12 protein-coding genes and 1 pseudogene are annotated in these 17322 nt (G+C 44.7%); 8 read left to right on the forward strand and 5 right to left on the reverse strand.

The annotated features are described in order from the left end of the window. The first annotated feature begins 1 nt into the window (after position 1). From EGI32_RS17395 to EGI32_RS17415, 5 genes are all read left to right on the forward strand, one after another. Positions 2–271: a DUF5675 family protein gene (locus EGI32_RS17395; protein ID WP_255156631.1), complete on the forward strand. Its 270-nt coding sequence runs from the start codon at positions 2–4 to the stop codon at positions 269–271. Continuing rightward, positions 240–4025, forward strand: coding sequence for an RHS repeat-associated core domain-containing protein (locus tag EGI32_RS17400; protein ID WP_255156632.1), 3786 nt, complete (start codon positions 240–242; stop codon positions 4023–4025). The genes EGI32_RS17395 and EGI32_RS17400 overlap by 32 nt, the downstream gene beginning before the upstream one ends. An 8-nt stretch (positions 4026–4033) precedes the next feature. Then, positions 4034–4423, forward strand: coding sequence for a hypothetical protein (locus EGI32_RS17405; protein ID WP_255156633.1), 390 nt, complete (start codon positions 4034–4036; stop codon positions 4421–4423). Between the two features lie 264 nt (positions 4424–4687). Then, the gene (locus EGI32_RS17410; protein WP_255156634.1) at positions 4688–4858 is read left to right on the forward strand and encodes a hypothetical protein; all 171 of its coding nucleotides are present in this window, start codon (positions 4688–4690) and stop codon (positions 4856–4858) included. A gap of 114 nt (positions 4859–4972) precedes the next feature. Further along, complete coding sequence (locus EGI32_RS17415; protein WP_255156635.1) at positions 4973–5806, forward strand: hypothetical protein; 834 nt, start codon at positions 4973–4975, stop codon at positions 5804–5806. Between the two features lie 194 nt (positions 5807–6000). Here EGI32_RS17415 and EGI32_RS17420 read toward each other — a convergent pair whose 3' ends face one another. Continuing rightward, positions 6001–6711 (reverse strand): YebC/PmpR family DNA-binding transcriptional regulator, encoded by a 711-nt coding sequence (locus EGI32_RS17420; RefSeq protein WP_255156636.1) that lies wholly within the window; start codon positions 6709–6711, stop codon positions 6001–6003. Positions 6712–7164: 453 nt separating this feature from the next. Here EGI32_RS17420 and EGI32_RS17425 point away from each other — a divergent pair, with 453 nt between their 5' ends. Further along, the gene (locus EGI32_RS17425) at positions 7165–8241 is read left to right on the forward strand and encodes an Ldh family oxidoreductase (RefSeq protein WP_255156637.1); all 1077 of its coding nucleotides are present in this window, start codon (positions 7165–7167) and stop codon (positions 8239–8241) included. Positions 8242–8390: 149 nt separating this feature from the next. Beyond that, the gene (locus tag EGI32_RS17430; RefSeq protein ID WP_255156638.1) at positions 8391–9713 is read left to right on the forward strand and encodes an aspartate kinase; all 1323 of its coding nucleotides are present in this window, start codon (positions 8391–8393) and stop codon (positions 9711–9713) included. A 114-nt stretch (positions 9714–9827) separates the two neighbouring features. Here the strand turns inward: EGI32_RS17430 and EGI32_RS17435 are convergent, their stop codons facing one another. Both EGI32_RS17435 and queA read right to left on the reverse strand, forming a co-directional pair. Next, positions 9828–10292, reverse strand: a complete 465-nt coding sequence (locus EGI32_RS17435) for a DUF962 domain-containing protein (RefSeq protein ID WP_255156639.1) — start codon at positions 10290–10292, stop codon at positions 9828–9830. 385 nt (positions 10293–10677) lie between these two features. Continuing rightward, positions 10678–11727, reverse strand: a complete 1050-nt coding sequence (gene queA / locus EGI32_RS17440) for a tRNA preQ1(34) S-adenosylmethionine ribosyltransferase-isomerase QueA (protein ID WP_255156640.1) — start codon at positions 11725–11727, stop codon at positions 10678–10680. Positions 11728–12212: 485 nt separating this feature from the next. Here queA and EGI32_RS17445 point away from each other — a divergent pair, with 485 nt between their 5' ends. Further along, positions 12213–15899 (forward strand): TraB/GumN family protein, encoded by a 3687-nt coding sequence (locus tag EGI32_RS17445; protein ID WP_255156641.1) that lies wholly within the window; start codon positions 12213–12215, stop codon positions 15897–15899. On the opposite strand, the gene EGI32_RS17450 is transcribed toward EGI32_RS17445, so the two are convergent. Beyond that, on the reverse strand, positions 15896–16879 hold the full coding sequence (locus tag EGI32_RS17450; protein WP_255156642.1) for an ATP-binding cassette domain-containing protein: 984 nt from the start codon (positions 16877–16879) through the stop codon (positions 15896–15898). The genes EGI32_RS17445 and EGI32_RS17450 overlap by 4 nt on opposite strands. Then, positions 16843–17322: pseudogene (locus EGI32_RS17455) on the reverse strand (hypothetical protein); the annotation flags it as partial. The gene EGI32_RS17450 and the pseudogene EGI32_RS17455, both read right to left, overlap by 37 nt.

The raw sequence follows: 17322 nt of genomic DNA on the forward strand, positions 1-17322 counted from the left end.
CATGAAACTGGAATTATTCAGAACGTACCTCCTCGGAGGCACTAACGGAGTATTGTCTTTTAATAAGATAAAAATATGTGCAACGATAGAGTTGCCATGGAAAAAAAATGCACCCCGTATTTCGTGCATCCCCGAAGGAGAGTACCTGGTAGTACAGCGATACAGCCCAAAGTTTGGAAATCATTTATGGCTGCCGGATGTGCCCGACAGGTCACTGATCCTGATACATCCTGCCAATAATGCAAAGAAAGAAGAAAACGGTGACCGTTGATGAAAACGGGAAGCAGGTAATAGAATTTAAAGACAAAAGCGGCAGCGTTATCCTGAAGAAGGTACAACTTACCGCCACCGCAGATGATGGAACCGGCAGCGATCACCCCGGCTGGACCTGTACATACTATCTGTATGATGATATTGGTAATTTAAGATGTGCTATCCAGCCGAAAGGAGTTGAACTGGTGCGTGCAGCAGGCTGGGTGTTAATAAATACCACCATCCTGGCTGAGCAATGCTTCCGCTATGAATACGATACCCGCAACCGGATGATCATGAAAAAAGTGCCGGGAGCAGGCGAAACCTGGATGGTGTACGATAATGCCGACAGGCTGGTGATGTCGCAGGATGCGGCCATGCGCGCTACCGGGCAAAAAAAATGGATGTACCTTACCTATGATTATTTAAACAGGCCGGTTACTACCGGGCTGATCACCGACGCATCTAACTACAACAACCTTTCCTATCATATTACTGCCGCCAATGGCAGCTACAGCTATCCCAACCTGGCCAGCTACCCCGGTTACGAAGAACTGACCACGACTTTTTACGATAATTACAGCTGGCAATCATTGTACACTACAGGACTTACCAATACCTATAATACGGCTTACGATACCTATTTTGTTACCGCCAGTAATACCACGTTTCCGTATGCGCAATCAAACAGTGCCACATCCATGTTGCAAAACATGGTAACCGGCACGCGAACCAAAGTACTCGGAACTTCTTCCTATTTATACAGTGCACTTTTTTACAACGAAAAAAAACAACTGATCCAGACGCAGGTAAAGAATAATACCGGGGGCGTAGATATCAGCACCATTCAATATTCATGGGCCGGTCAGCCACTGGTAAGTATAGCTGCCATTTCAGGGCCGTCTTCCAATAATTCTGTAGTAGTAAGCAGGAGCACCTATGATAACCTGGGGCGATTGCTGAAAACAGAAAAGACAGTCGGTAATAGCCTGGTGAATTCTGGTGTAGTACCGTCCAATTATGTAACGGTTTCCGAAATGAAGTACGATGCTTTGGGAAACCTTAAAACAAAATCACTCGGTCGCTCCCGTGATGTATCCGGCAACTATACATCCACTCCCGTAGAAACCCTCAACTATGATTACAATATCCGCGGGTGGCTGCTTGGTATCAATCGGGGTTATCTATCAAACAGCAGTACCAGCTATTTTGGAATGGAGCTGGCATACGATAAAACAACTGCATCAGTAAGCGGAACCAGTTATGCAGCGGCACAATTTAATGGCAACATTGGCGGTATGCTCTGGAAAACTAAAGGGGATGGTGTAAACCGTCAATACGATTTCACCTACGATCCTTTGAATAGGTTGATGAAAGCAGACTTTAAGCAGAAGAACAGTGACGGAAGCTGGAACAACAGTATCGTAAATTATAATGTAAAAATGGGGGATGGCCTCGACCCCACACTGGCGTATGATGCTAACGGCAATATCCTGCGGATGCAGCAATGGGGATTAAAGACCATCACTTCGGCGCAGATAGATGACCTGGGCTATGGCTATATCACCAATACCAATAAGCTTGCGAAAGTAACCGATGCCATCACAGGTACCGATAACGGAAAGCTGGCTGATTTTAAAGACGGCAGCAACGGCGCTACAGATGATTATACCTATGATGTGAATGGTAATATGAACCTTGACAATAATAAAGCCATCAGCTCCATTACATACAATCATCTTAACCTGCCGCAGGTAATCACCGTTACCGGAAAGGGAACCATCACCTACGTGTACGATGCGGGAGGCAACAAGTTGAGCAAACAAACACAGGAAAATAATGCTTCGGTGCCTTTTAACGGGGCCAGCTATACCAGCAACATTACCACCACCACTACTTATCTCAATGGAACGGTGTTTGAATCAAAACAATATTCCAATCCTTCATTGGTGTCGTTGCAATACACCGACCAACTGCAATTTTTAGCACAAGAAGAAGGAAGGATACGCTATAAAGCTACCGCAACGCCGCCGCTGGAATATGATTATTTTATCAAAGATCATTTAGGCAATGTAAGGATGGTGCTGACCGATGAGTTTCAGCAGCCGAATGTATATCCCGCGGTAACCATGGAAAACGCTACCTATAATGGCGGCACAGCCATTACCACAGAAGCGTTGTATTATAACATCGACAATACAAAAGCCGTCGCCAACCCATCAGGCTCGGCTACGTATGCCAACAACAATGGCAACCCGCCTTACAACAATAACCCGTATAGCAATACGGCGGCCACTACCACAAAAATGTACAAGACCAACGCCGGCACCAATAAAACTGGCCTGGGCATAGTACTAAAAGTGATGGCAGGCGACAAACTCAACATCTACGGTAAAAGCTATCACCTGGCACCGGGTGGAGGGTATACTACCGGCACGTCTACCTTATCCGTAGCAGACATTATCGGTACTTTTATAGGTGCTCCATCCATTGCCGCCAAGGGGGTTACTGCGCCTCAGATCACCGGGCAAAGCGGTTTTCCTACAACAGTAACTGGATTGTTAGGCAGTCAACCCGCACAAACTTCTACCACCCCAAGGGCATTCATTAATTGGATCATGTTCGACGAACAATTCGGCTATGCCGGTGGCGGCTTCGACCAGGTAGGGGCAAGCGGCTCCGTTAAATCTCATACTATTTCTACCATTCCCACTATTTCAATTCCAAAAAATGGGTACATTTATGTGTACGTTAGTAATGAAAGTAATTACGATGTGTTCTTTGATAATTTGCAGGTGATCCATACGCCGGGGCCTATTTTGGAGGAGACACATTATTATCCGTTTGGGTTGACGATGGCGGGGATATCTTCTAAAGCTTTAGGAGCGCTAACAAATAGGTATAAGTTTAATGGCAAAGAATTAAATAGTAATGAATTTGCAGATGGAAGTGGGCTGGAACAATATGATTTTGGTGCAAGAAACTATGATCCACAGATAGGAAAATGGCATACTATTGATCCTAAGACCGATTTAATGCGTCGACACTCTCCTTACAACTATGCTTATAATAATCCACTTAGATATATTGATCCTGATGGAATGAAGCCAGATGATCACATATTTACTCATAAGGGGAAAGAAGTTTTCCGCATACCCACCAACAGTACAACGGATACATACACCGAAGTTGGAAAGGACTACCTACTTTATACTAAAGAAAAAGACGGATATAATGGCATAATGTATGATGCTTCACAAGCAGGGCCGGATGTGGAAGTGGCAAAAGGAGCAAAACCTCCAACACTCCAATCAGGGTCATCCGATGGAGAAACGGGAAATGGAAAAGAACATGCAAAGCAAAGCACGACAAGTTCCGATCGTGCAAATACAGAGCCAGATGTAAGGGGTGAAGGTTCCAATTCCGATGCATCGAGTACTGTAGCCAATGTAACCACTGTGACCGGGGTATTGACAACGGGAGAAGGGATAGCAGAAGTTGCAATAAATGCAGGCGGAGCCGAAGCTGCGGCAGCAAATCTTGCACGTGGAGGGGTTATAGGGACAAAAGGATTGGCAAAACTTTCACAAGGTGCATTAGTTCTCGGCGTAGGTGCTGCCATTGCTAACTATGCGGCGGGTAATGTGAGTGGAGCCCACGCTGTAACTCAAGTGGCAATTAGTGTTATTGGTTACTTTTGTCCTGTGGCAGGAGTGGTATTGTCCATAATTGATTATGGAATTGGTGATAAAATTTTTGGAGACGGTAAATAGCGGTACACATGGATAACATATATTATTATACATATTTTTTATTTATAAGGTTTGCTGAACGAATCAAAAAAGATCTACCAGATTCAGCATTTACAGGGCTGTCATTATTTAGTACAGTACTATTGTTGAATGTATTTACTATAGTATTTTATTTCGCAGGCTCTCTATTTGCAAAAGGTAATGCTGCCATATTTGGAATTTTTTTAGCGTTAATAGTACTTGGTACGAATTATTTTATCCTATATAAAAATCGAGAAAAAATTATTTCTCACTATTTAATAAAATATCAAGGAAAAAAGCACAATACTTTTATCATATCAGTAATTATAGCTTATGTGATTTTCTCCTGTATCGCTTGTGCACGCTTAGCTTATCTTGTAAGAAATAATTTATTGTAATTGGAATAATGCGGTTATTTCTAATCTTATAGGTCTTGAAAGACGAGTTCAACCCTCTGGCACGAGTAGTCCCCAGAACCACTCGTGTGTCTTGAGGTAGCTGGTCTGCGATTGTTATGATCATCAATGCTGTCTTATCTATTTGCTGGTTTTTGACAAAACACTATGTTGTTATCGCGGGCTTATTTTGGGGAACTGTAAATTGGGGGATCGAATTCCTGCTAATAGTTATTGCTATAAATACCCGGTGGCGCCGGAGCTTATATGTTCAATAAAGTGATGGAAGAGCAGAAAGGATATAAATACCTGGATGTAGCCCCAAGAACACTCACCGCACAGGCGCATCGCCCCGGTTATGGCAGCGATGGGGATTATTTTGCGAAGCCGAATGTGGAAGATGTGTTGAGGGTGGTGAAGGAGATGATGGGGGAGTAATTACGAATTACGAATGTTCGCCGTTGTTGGTGTTTTCACCAACAACTTCTTTTAGGTCCCAGGATGTCTCTGGTGTTTTCACCAACAACTTTTTTTAGCCCAAAGGTGTTGTTGGTGAAAACACCAACAACGGCGAAAATGGCGAAAAAACACCAACAATGGCAAATGGTGATCGCCGGTCGCGATACTGATTCCAAATGCGCATATAGCTCTGCACTTATATTATTGATAGTTATGGTAATAATTGAAAGAGATGAAGAAAACTATAAACGTTTTGGTTCGCCCATTGATGAGAGAGATTTAATTTATTTCTTACAAAAGCAGATCACCCCAAATTTTACAGATTTTTATGGCCAGGAATATTGTGCTGCTGTTTCATTAAATGACGGCACGATCCTTCCGTGTGTTGTATTCAGGCATAAAAGAAAAATGATCGATCTTATATATGGCGAATTGCATAAAAAAAGATTGAGCAGGGGCGTAACAAATGACAGACCTCATGATAGAGAGTTTGTACAAAAAAATATCATTGAACATCATCTTGTTGCTGAAAATATTGTCAGATTTAATGATGAAATCATCAAAGTGGAGAAATGTAAATTTGCCATGCCGGAAGAAATTTTAAAAAAGATCAACGGCGAACCTGCGCATTTTTTTCTTGCGAAATTTAAAGACGGTAGCTATGAAAATTTCCGTATTGGTGAAGGGCCGTTTTATGAAGTGCCAATTGATAAAGAGTTAGAAGGCATAACGGAAGTGTTCAATTCAACATTAATGCTGCAAAATGGTGAGATTATTTCAATAGAAAAATTAGCAGATTGGAAAACCCACGAAGCTGATTTAAAAAAAATACATTGCAGTAAGCCCTATTTTGCATGTTATGTTGGGCATTCTGATTACAATGACCTTGCAGAAAATATAGAGAATGTCAAAGAAAGATGGACATGAAATAAGCAGGTAACAAGGCATTGAGCAATATGAAGTTGCTGTAGTAAGGCATATATACCACAAAAAAGATCAGCATGATTGCTGATCTTTTTTAATATCTGATAATGTAAACTGTCCTGTTTATTAGAACCCTTCACGCTTTCACTATTGACCCCGTCCGAACGGCATTCAGCCGGGCGGGCATTCACCATTCACTATTTCAAATTATGATACACTTTCTGCACATCTTCATCCTGCTCCAGCCTATCCACCAGCTTCAGCACTTCGTTGGCTTCTTCTTCGCCTAATTCTACGGTGGTGGTTGGTATGCGGGTAAGTTCTGCAGTGATCACTTCTATCTTTTTTTCTTCCAGCGCTTTGGCCATATTGCCATATTCATTAAAAGGGGTGCGGATCACGATATTTCCTTCAGAATCTTCCCCGATCTCTTCCAGTCCGAAGTCGATCAGTTCCAGTTCGAGTTCATCCACATCCTGCCCGGCAGCTTTGATCTTGAATTCAGCCATATGATTAAAACCGAAACCAACGCTTCCGCTTGTGCCCAATGAACCATGCCCTTTGGTGAAGTGCATGCGCACATTGGCCACCGTACGGGTAGGGTTGTCGGTAGCTGTTTCTACCATCACCGCAATACCATGCGGTGCATATCCTTCATACACGATCTCTTCGTAGCTGCTGGTATCCTTACCCATCGCCCTTTTGATGGCGGCCTCCACACGGTCTTTCGGCATGTTTACCGCTTTCGCGTTGAGGTAACAGCGGCGCAATGCCGGGTTGTTATCCGGATCAGGTCCGCTGGCTTTTACAGCAATAGCGATCTCTTTCCCGATACGGGTAAAATTTTTGGCCATTTTATCCCAGCGGGCAAACATGGCACTTTTTCGTACTTCAAATATCCTTCCCATTTAAATGATCTTTTAATTTATGTTCGCAATCGGGCTGCAAATCTAAGAAAGATTACACGAATTTTAGCGAATTACACGAATTAGCAAAAGAAGAATGGCACTTTTCAGGAGCATGCCTGGGGCGGCAAAATGGGGAAATTGTGCCTGGTATTTGTGCCACAAGAATATCCCCTGGGCGGATATTTAAATCGGGTAGGCTTTCGTGCCATAGGTACGGTTTATTACATCCAAAATCCATATACCGTACCTACGGCACGGATTGTTGGGGGATATTTTTTTCTACCCATACATTGTCCCGTCGGGACAAAACGGATCAGGAACGCTGATATTAAGTTTTTAGGATTTGGTATGATTTACTTCTGGAAATACAGACTTCACACCTAAGCAAACACTTTGAAGATTTCACCATTCACTATTGACTATTGACTATTCACCATTCACTACCTTCGCAGCATGGAGCAGAATTTTACCTACCAGCAATTATATGATTTTTGCCATGCGATATTTTCCAGGGTCGGTTGTAATGAAACGGATGCAGATACAGCGTCCAAAGCGCTCATCAGTGCCGATCTGCGTGGGGTCGACAGCCATGGGGTGGCCAGGCTCACGGGCTACGTAAGGCTGTGGGAAGCCAACCGCATCAATGCGACCCCTGAATTGAAGGTCATTCATGAAACACCCAGCACTGCGGTAGTAGATGGCGATAGCGGATTAGGGCTGGTGGTGGCGCCCTATGCCATGCAGGTAGCCATCGATAAGGCAAAAAATGCCGGCACCGGGTGGGTGAGCGTGCAAAACAGCAATCATTTTGGCATAGCGGGGTACCACGCCATGATGGCCCTGCCCCATGATATGATCGGTATCGCTATGACGAACGCGTCGCCGCTGGTATCGCCTACCTTCAGCACCGAAAGGCTGCTGGGTACCAATCCCATTGCGGTAGCGATCCCTGCGGGAAAACAACCGCCGTTTGTGGCCGATTTTGCCACCACCACCGCGGCGAATGGTAAGCTGGAAATTCTGCAGCGAAAAAATAAACCCGTGCCGGATGGTTGGGTGCAGACAAAAAACGGTTCACCCAGTAACAATGCCCATGAGTTGAAAGAAGGCGGGGCTTTGCTGCCACTCGGCGGCGACCGCGAACATGGCAGCCATAAAGGCTATATGCTCGGAAGCATTGTGGATATATTTTCAGCCATTCTCAGTGGTGCCAATTACGGCCCCTGGGTGCCGCCGTTTCCGGCTTATGTGCCCATGCCCGAAAATATGCCGGGCAAAGGGATCGGCCATTTCTTTGGCGCCATGCGGATAGATGCCTTCCGGCCGGCGCAGGATTTCAAGGACAATATGGATCAATGGATCACCCGTTTCAAACAATCGGCTACCGTGGAAGGCGAACATGCCGTGATCATTCCCGGTGAGCCCGAAGCAGCCATGGAAAAAGAAAGGATGGAAAAGGGGATTGATCTGCTGAATGTGGTGGTAGAGGATCTTAGGGGACTGGGAAATAGATTTGGAATCGGATTTTAATCTTTGATCTAAGATGTATGATCTATGATCTTTTTTGGATTGAAGGTTGCTCAGTTTCTGAAAATAATTCCAACCGAAAGTTCAGATCATAGATCATACATCTTAGATCATACATTGCTTTATATTTGCAATCCAAAATAAATTGAACAATGAAAGTGATGAAATTTGGCGGCACCAGTGTGGGCAAGCCGCAGCGGATGAAAGAAGTAGCGAAACTGATAACTGCGGATGATGACCGAAAGATCGTGGTGCTTTCTGCATTGAGCGGTACTACCAACGCGTTGGTGGAGATCAGCAGCCTTATTGCCGCGGGCGACAGGAACGAAGCGAAGCAGAAGATATGGGAACTGGAAGCATTGTATTACCAGTTTGTAGATGAACTGTTGAGCGATGACCAGCTGATCTCTGAGGCGAAGAAGATACTGGCCGAGCATTTCGAATTTCTCACCATCATTTTGAAAATCTCCTTCAGCGAAGCCTTGAATAAGGATATACTGGCGCAGGGCGAATTGCTCAGCACCAAACTTTTTTGCCTGTATCTCGAAGAGCAGCAGATACCGCACAGGCTGTTGCCGGCGCTGGATTTTATGACCCTGGATACGCAGGACGAACCACAGATCGGCACCATCAAAGTGAAGTTATCTCAACTGCTGACCAAACATAAGGATACACCCATTTTTATCACACAGGGATACATTACCAAAAACGCCAAAGGTGAAGTGGATAACCTGAAGCGTGGAGGAAGCGATTTCAGCGCCTCGCTCATTGCAGCTGCCATCAATGCAGATGTATGCGAAATATGGACGGATATCGATGGTATGCACAACAACGATCCAAGGGTGGTAAAAACTACCAGGCCGATCGAGCAGCTGAGTTTTGAAGAAGCCGCCGAGCTGGCTTATTTTGGCGCAAAGATCCTGCATCCGGCCAGCATCTGGCCGGCGCAGTTTTATAATGTGCCGGTGAAATTGCTGAATACCATGGAGCCTTCGGCAAAAGGTACACTCATTACCGAACAGGCCGGAAGCACAGGCGTAAAAGCTGTTGCGGCAAAAGATAATATCACCGCCATCAAGATCAAGAGCAGCCGCATGTTGCTGGCGTATGGGTTTTTGAGAAAAGTATTTGAAGTGTTTGAAAAATATAAGACTTCGATCGATATGATCACTACTTCTGAAGTGGCGGTTTCTGTTACGATCGATAATGATATTTACCTCAACGAGATCACCCGTGAGCTGGAAGCGTATGGTACGGTGGAGATCGATACCAACCAGAGCATCGTGTCGATCGTGGGCAACGAGATCACCGAAACCAAGGAAGTGATGCGTAAATTATTCGATGCCATTCATGATATACCGGTAAGAATGGTGAGTTATGGTGGCAGCAGGCACAATATTTCTTTACTGATCCCCAGAAGCTTTAAAGACCAGACATTGGGTGCGTTGAATGCCGGTCTTTTTGGACTGGAATAAAAGGTTCAAAAGGTTCAAAAGTTCAAGAGGTTCAAGAGGTTCAAAAGTTTACATTCTAATGGAATGCAATTAACTTTTGAACCTCTTGAACTTTTGAACCTTTTAAACTTTTTTCTAAACCCTAAACCCTAATCTCTTATAAATAAAGTTCATCAGCCACGCCGGGCCGATCATTAAAAATTGTATGTCTTTTAAAAACGACGGCTTTTTCCCTTCTACTTTATGCCCGTAAAATTGCCCCACCCAGGCGACAGCGAACACTATCAGTGAGAGCAACCACAATTGCATGAACCCCGATCTTTCCACCAGGTGGCAGAGCCAGAGGCAGAAAGCCCCAAACAGCAACATACCCAGCCAGAGGGTTTTGGATAAGGAAGCATAGTACAAAATGACTAAAATCAACAATATTGTGGCTATATTCAGTTGATAACCAGCAATCGATGCCGGTAGTTTAATACTGTATAACAACCCTACGATTGAAAAGAAGATTGCGGGGACGCAGATCCAGTGAATGGTTTTATTGGTTCCATTCTGATGGCTTTCCCCATATTCGGCAAGCCATTGTTGCAAGGTTTTCATGATGGCGATTTTGGTTCTTTTAAAGATAACGCCCTTTTTTTATCTGCAAATCTTTAGAAATCAATAATTTTTTTCTCCTTTAACACTCTCTTCACAATAAAATCTAAAATTTTTCGTCTTTAGTATGGTTTTTCATAGGATATTGGATTAATACGGGCTAAGATTTCCATCTCGGCCCCTTTTTTTTGCCCATACATGCCATAAATAGCCGGGAAGACGGTAAGATGTAGGAGTTTTCTGTATAATCTTTTTTAAGAAATTAAACTACAGGGTCAGGCATTAAAAAAGCTCCCGTAAAGGGAGCTTCCAATTTTATTACGAAGTATCAAGCTTTGACTATTGACTATTCACCATTGACTATTCACCATTGACTATTCACCATTCACTAGATGATCAGCATCGAATCCCCATAGCTGAAGAAACGATATTTATCCTTGATCGCTTTTTTATACGCTTCCATCATCAGGTCGTAACCTGCAAACGCACATGCCATGATCAGCAGGCTCGTTTTTGGCAGGTGGAAATTGGTCACCAACGCATCCGCGATGTTGAACTGGTATGGCGGGTGTATGAAATGATTGGTCCAGCCTTCAGACGGTTTCAGTAATTTCTGAGCCGTATAAGATGTTTCCATCGCCCGCATGGTAGTGGTACCGATAGAGCAGATGCGGTGGTTTCCTTCCTTGGCTTTGTTTACGATGGTGCAGGCAGTTTCATCGATCTTATAATATTCAGCATCCATTTTATGCTTGCTCAGGTCTTCCACTTCAATGGGCCTGAACGTGCCCAAGCCGGTGTGAAGCGTAACTTCCGCAAAGCGTACCCCCTGGATCTCCAGCCTTTTGATCAGTTCTTTGCTGAAGTGCATACCTGCAGTTGGCGCAGCTACCGCACCTTCGTGCTTGGCGTATACCGTCTGGTAGCGCTCTTTATCTTCTTCTTCCGGCTTGCGTTTGATGTATTTTGGCAACGGGGTTTCGCCCATGATATCCAGCATCTGGCGGAATTCGTCGTCGGTGCCATCCCAAAGGAAACGGATCGTACGGCCGCGGCTGGTGGTATTGTCGATCACTTCGGCTACCAGTTCATCGCTTTCGCCGAAATATAATTTATTACCAACACGGATCTTACGGGCAGGATCAACGATCACATCCCAAAGCTTGTTGGTCTTGTTGAGTTCCCTTAAAAGAAAAACTTCGATCTTGGCGCCCGTTTTTTCCTTGCGGCCATACATACGGGCAGGAAAAACTTTGGTGTTGTTCACCACAAAAACATCTTTGTCGTCGAAATACTCCATGATGTCCCTGAAATGGCGGTCTTCAATCTGTCCGGTAGCACGGTGTACCACCATCATTTTACTTTCTTCTCTTTTTTTGGTGGGGTGCTGGGCAATGAGGTTAAGCGGGAGGTCAAATCTGAATTGAGATAATTTCATGCAATAAATTTATTTATAAAAGTTATTTATCACATGCCAGGAACTGTAAAAGGTTTACAGAGATAGGTAGCCTTTCATTTTAAAAGGCATTTATCATGTTACGGCATGATTTTAAAGGCTGCGAAGTTACTACTAAAAATCGGGTTTTGGGAGAAAAATTTGGCTGGGTGTAAAAATTTGATTATTAGTGCCTTATAAGGGCATTTAGAGTTGCGGGTGAACTTATCGTTCGCGAAGCTTTTCTCTGCGAAATCTCTGCTTTCTCCCGTTCTCTGCGGTGAAGCGAAGTTTCCTTAACCGCAGAGTGGCAGAGATAAAGGAGGTTTCGCAGAGAAGCTTCGCTTTAGTATTCGCTAACGGTCAAATAACCCGCCACCCCGTAACTCTTCAAAAAAAATCCCAATCTGTTAAATCCCCTCCCTTTTTTGGGGGTTTGTCCATTAATCCCCAACTTTATACAAGGCAAAAGCCGTTTATACTCAACTATGCACCTATCTAAATTCGTCCAGCTTTTTTTCGTTCTTTTATTGTCAGCCTTCACTTCGGGTGCCCAGCAAAAAAACAATCCCAGCTATCCCAGCCTGCTCTGGCAGATCACCGGCAACGGGCTTACCAGGCCTTCCTACCTTTTTGGGACCATGCATGTGAGCAGCAAACTCGCTTTTCACCTCAGCGATTCGTTTTATTATGCGTTGAAAAATGTGGATGCGGTGGCCCTCGAGCTCAATCCCGAAACCTGGCAGCCACAAATGGTGCGCCTCAACGACCTGAATCAGAATTATACCAATTATACCCGGATCCCCGGTACGGATTATCTCACCGAAAACAGTTTCCGCATCACCAAATACGATGATCTCCTCAAATCTGCTTTGAGCAGCGAGCCACCTGTTGTCAACAGTCTGCTGTATCGTTCTTACCAGATGAAGGAAGATTTTGAAGAAGATACTTTTCTTGATCTCTATATTTTCCAGACGGGCCGCAAACTTGGTAAAGCACCTGCAGGCGTAGAGGATTATTACGAATCGGAAAAGCTGGTGCTGGAAGCCTATGCCGATATGGCGAAAGAAAAGAAAAAGAAAGATGTAGACCTCGATGGTGAAACCATGGGTAGCCTGGTGGAAAAAATGCAGAATGCTTATCGCCGGGGCGATCTCGACCTGATGGATTCACTGGATAACATGATGGAGAGCTCGGCGGCCTTCCGCGAAAAATTCCTTTATAAAAGAAACGATATCCAGGCGGCATCAATCGATAGTATCATCCGGAAAAGGTCTTTGTTTGCAGGGGTAGGTGCGGCGCATCTTCCCGGAGAAAGGGGCGTGATTGAGCAGCTCCGCAAAATGGGGTACACTCTTCGCCCGATCAAAATGGCCGACCGCGATGCCAACCAGAAAGACAATATCGATAAGCTGAAAGTGAAAGTGAATTTCACCACGCAATATTCACCCGATGGCATGTACTGCGTAGATGTGCCGGGGCAGCTTTATGTGCTCAGGAATGCATACGTACCGCTCGACAGGAGCCAGTTTGCAGACATGAACAACGGGTCTTATTATCTCGTAACGAGAGTAAAGACCTATTCGTCTTTTACGGGCCAGGCTGAATCGGAAGTGCAGAAAAAAATAGACAGCCTCCTGTATGAAAATATCCCGGGGAAGATATTGACCAAAACAGTCATTCAAAAAAATGGTTATAATGGTTATGATATCACCAACCGCACGAGGCGGGGCGATCTGCAACGCTACCAGATCTTCATCACACCCTTTGAGATCATCCTTTTCAAAATGAGCGGGAAGAACGATTATGTAGCCGGTGAAGAAGCTGCCCGTTTTTTTAATTCCATACAATTAAAACCGCTGGAAAATAAGCCCGTCAATTTTACGCCGGGTCAAAAAGGTTTCAGCATCAACCTGCCGCAGCCTGCGCACCAGTATTACGACAGGATAAGGGAAGACCGTTGGGAGTACGAAGCCGCAGACAACACTAGCGGTGACGCCTATCTTATTTTCAAAAAGAATGTATACAATTATAATTTCATCGAAGAAGATAGTTTCGATCTGAGCCTGGTGGAAGAATCTTTCCGAAGCCCTGATTATTTCGACAAACAGATCAGCAGGAAACAAACAATATGGAATGGTTATCCCGCATTGTTCGTCAGGGAAAAATTGAAGAACGGGCAGTTCGTCAATGCCGCTTATATCCTGAAAGGTGCCGGTTTTTATGTTTTTGCGAAACGTACCGCTGATGCGAACGACACAGCGTTTGCTTTCATCAACTCTGTTAAATGGGAGAACTATGCCTATGCGCCTTCAACGGCTTTTGTAGATTCATTTTTTCATTTTAAAATAAATACCCCGGTGAAACCTCAGCTGGACGAAGGCATCCGTTCGCTGATAGAAAAAACAACGCAGGATGCTTACAATGGCAACAACTCTTCGGGCTATATCACTTACTGGTTGAAAGAAAGGCATGGGATATTGCAAAGCGATTCTACCGGCGAAATGGTGTCGGTGTCGGTGCAGGAGTACCCGAAGTATTTTTATATATCCGATTCCGGGCGGTTCTGGAAAAACGCGATCAATGAATATGTGGGCAAGAACGATATGGTCATTCGTAATAAATCTGCCCTGAGCCTGCCCGCCGGTAGCCAGGGATATTTTTTCACCTTGCAGGATACCGGTTCTTCACGGATGATCGAGCGGATGTTGCTGCTTAAAGACAAATACCTTTATTCTATCGCCACTGTTTCGGATACACTCAGCGGCCGCAGCGATTTTGTAAATTCCGTTTTCGGAAGTTTTGTTCCTTACAGCACCGACACACTTTTTGAACCTTATGAAAAAAAACTGGGTTTGTTTTTCAAAGATCTTTTCAGCATGGATAGCGCCCTGCACAAAAAAGCGCAGCAGGCCATCACCAATGTATATTATGGAAAACAAGGCGCCCCTTACATCTACGATGCCATCGCACGTTTATCGGTCAGTGACAAGGATTATTTTGATACAAAAGCAAAGCTGATCTCGGAACTGGGTTACATAAAGGATTCGGTAAGCAATGATATCCCGGATCATTTGAAAAGATTGTATACACAGACTGCCGATACGGCGTTGTTTCAAAATGAAGTGATCAAATCGCTGGCAAGGCTCAAGACCAGTCATGCGTATGCGGTGCTGAAAGAGATCATGCTGCAGGATCCGCCGATATTCAATGATGATGACGATTATCGTTCCGTGTTCAACAATCTTGAAGATTCGCTGGCACTCAGCGCTGCGCTTTTTCCTGACCTGTTGAAACTTTCCACATTGGCCGATTACAAGGAACCTGTTACGGAATTACTGGTAATGCTCGTAGACAGCGGGTTCATAAAAGCTAAAAATTACAAGGATTATTTTTCTTCGATCTACATAGATGCAAAAGTGGCGCAGAAAAAACAGAAAGCCGCAGACGAACAGAAGATGCAGGATGAAAAGAAAAAGGAAGAAGCGAATGATGAGGATGATGTGACGAGAGAATATAACCGCGGCAACAATCTTTACGGACTGAACGATTATGCGGTGCTGCTCATGCCATTTTACGACAAGGATGTAAATGTGCAGCAATATTTTACCCGGCTGCTTCAGAGCAAGGACGATTATGTAAAAATGAATGCGGCCATATTGATGCTGCGCAATAAAAAGGAAGTTCCCGATTCGGTTTTCAATGGCATTGTGATGAAGGAAAAACTGGTTGGCACTTTATACAGCAAGCTGGAAGAGATCAGGCGGCTTGACAAATTTCCCGAAGCATATAAAAATCAGCTGGCGCTTGCACGCAGTTATATGCTGTCGCAGAATAATTACGACAAGATGGATTCCATCGTGATGCTGGATAAAAAAACGGCTTCCCTGAAAGGGAAAAATGGCGTGGTGTATTTTTTCAAATACAGGATCAAACGTTCGGATGACTGGAAGATAGGCATGAGCGGACTGCAGCCGCTGGCGGGAACGGATCTCAGCAGCAACGATGATCTTTCTGTACTGACCGACAAAAAGTTCAAGGAGTATGAACCCGCCGAAGAACAATTCAATCTACAGCTGAAGAAGATATTATTCGGTTATCACCGCAGTGCCCGCAACTTTTTTGTGAATGAGAACGGGTACAATTTCAAATCCCTTTCGGAATACGAAGATTAAAATAACCCTTTGCCGGGAATGGCCTGCACCAGCTGTTGTGTGTAGGCATTTGACGGGTTGAAATAAATATCATCGGCGGTACCTTCTTCCACGATACGGCCTTTGTTCATCACCAGCACCCTGTCGCTGATATAATGCACCACCGACAGATCGTGTGAAATGAAGATGGAAGAAAAATTCATCTCCGCTTTCAGGTCGTTGATGAGGTTGAGCACCTGGGCCTGTACGCTCACATCAAGTGCGGAAACGCTTTCATCAAATATCAGGAAATCGGGCTGTAATGCCAATGCACGGGCAATGCAGATACGCTGGCGCTGCCCGCCGCTGAACTGGTGGGGGTAACGGTTGAAATGATCGCCCTGGAGGCTCACTTTTTCGAGCAATTCCACTACCTGTTCCTTGCGTTGTTTTTTGGAAGAATGTATCCGGTGTACATTCAACGGCTCCATGATGGCATCACCGATGGTGATGCGTGGATTCAATGATCCGTATGGATCCTGGAAAACGATCTGCAGGTCTTTACGGATCACCCGCAGTTGTCCGCTGTTGAGCGTAGTGAGGTCGGTGCCTTCCAGCACGATCTTTCCCGAACTCGGCTTGATGAGTTGCAGGATCGCCCGGCCCAGCGTGGTTTTCCCGCAACCGCTTTCGCCTACCAGCCCTACCGTTTCATTTTCTTTCACTTCAAAACTGACGTTTTTTACGATGGGCACAACTGAAATAGCTTTGCCGAAAATATTGCGCTTGCCCGGAAAACAGACAGTCAGGTTTTCTACGGAAAGAATGGTCTTTTTCTCTGTTTCCCGAAATATATTTTCCTCCGAAGTTACTACCAGGCCGCCGTTGTTGGTATTATCCTTAACCATACTTTTATCGCCGCCGTTGTTGGTGTTATCACCAACAACATCCTGTGTAGCAGCATAGGCGGTACCATCAGCAATATTCATTTTTTCGCCATTGCCGGTGTTATCCTTAACCATACTTTTATCGCCGCCGTTGTTGGTGTTATCACCAACAACATCCTGTGTAGCAGCATAGGCGTTACTATCAGCAATATTACTACCAGGCCGCCGTTGTTGGTATTATCCTTAACCATACTTTTATCGCCGCCGTTGTTGGTGTTATCACCAACAACATCCTGTGTAGCAGCATAGGCGTTACTATCAGCAATATTCATTTTTTCACCATTGCCGGTGTTATCACCACCCAGATTCTTATCAATATTATCCCTTTCGATAAAATCGCTGATGACCGGCAATCTTTTTCCCTTACTCCCTGCGCCGGGTCTGCAGGCCAGCAAAGCTTTGGTATACGGATGTTTGGGAGATTGTAATATTTCTTTGGCGTCGCCTTGTTCCACAATCTGCCCCCTGTACATCACGATCACTTCATCGGCCATGTCGGCCACCAGTGCCAGGTCGTG

Source organism: Ferruginibacter sp. HRS2-29 (genome assembly GCF_024343615.1).
GTDB lineage: Bacteria > Bacteroidota > Bacteroidia > Chitinophagales > Chitinophagaceae > Ferruginibacter.

Coding starts and splice junctions, on each gene's coding strand:
- EGI32_RS17395 (WP_255156631.1), top strand. CDS start 2: ATGAAACTGGAATTATTCAGAACGTACCTCCTCGGAGGCACTAACGGA.
- EGI32_RS17400 (WP_255156632.1), top strand. CDS start 240: ATGCAAAGAAAGAAGAAAACGGTGACCGTTGATGAAAACGGGAAGCAG.
- EGI32_RS17405 (WP_255156633.1), top strand. CDS start 4,034: ATGGATAACATATATTATTATACATATTTTTTATTTATAAGGTTTGCT.
- EGI32_RS17410 (WP_255156634.1), top strand. CDS start 4,688: ATGTTCAATAAAGTGATGGAAGAGCAGAAAGGATATAAATACCTGGAT.
- EGI32_RS17420 (WP_255156636.1), bottom strand. CDS start 6,711: ATGGGAAGGATATTTGAAGTACGAAAAAGTGCCATGTTTGCCCGCTGG.
- EGI32_RS17425 (WP_255156637.1), top strand. CDS start 7,165: ATGGAGCAGAATTTTACCTACCAGCAATTATATGATTTTTGCCATGCG.
- EGI32_RS17430 (WP_255156638.1), top strand. CDS start 8,391: ATGAAAGTGATGAAATTTGGCGGCACCAGTGTGGGCAAGCCGCAGCGG.
- EGI32_RS17435 (WP_255156639.1), bottom strand. CDS start 10,292: ATGAAAACCTTGCAACAATGGCTTGCCGAATATGGGGAAAGCCATCAG.
- queA (WP_255156640.1), bottom strand. CDS start 11,727: ATGAAATTATCTCAATTCAGATTTGACCTCCCGCTTAACCTCATTGCC.
- EGI32_RS17445 (WP_255156641.1), top strand. CDS start 12,213: ATGCACCTATCTAAATTCGTCCAGCTTTTTTTCGTTCTTTTATTGTCA.
- EGI32_RS17450 (WP_255156642.1), bottom strand. CDS start 16,879: ATGGTTAAGGATAACACCGGCAATGGCGAAAAAATGAATATTGCTGAT.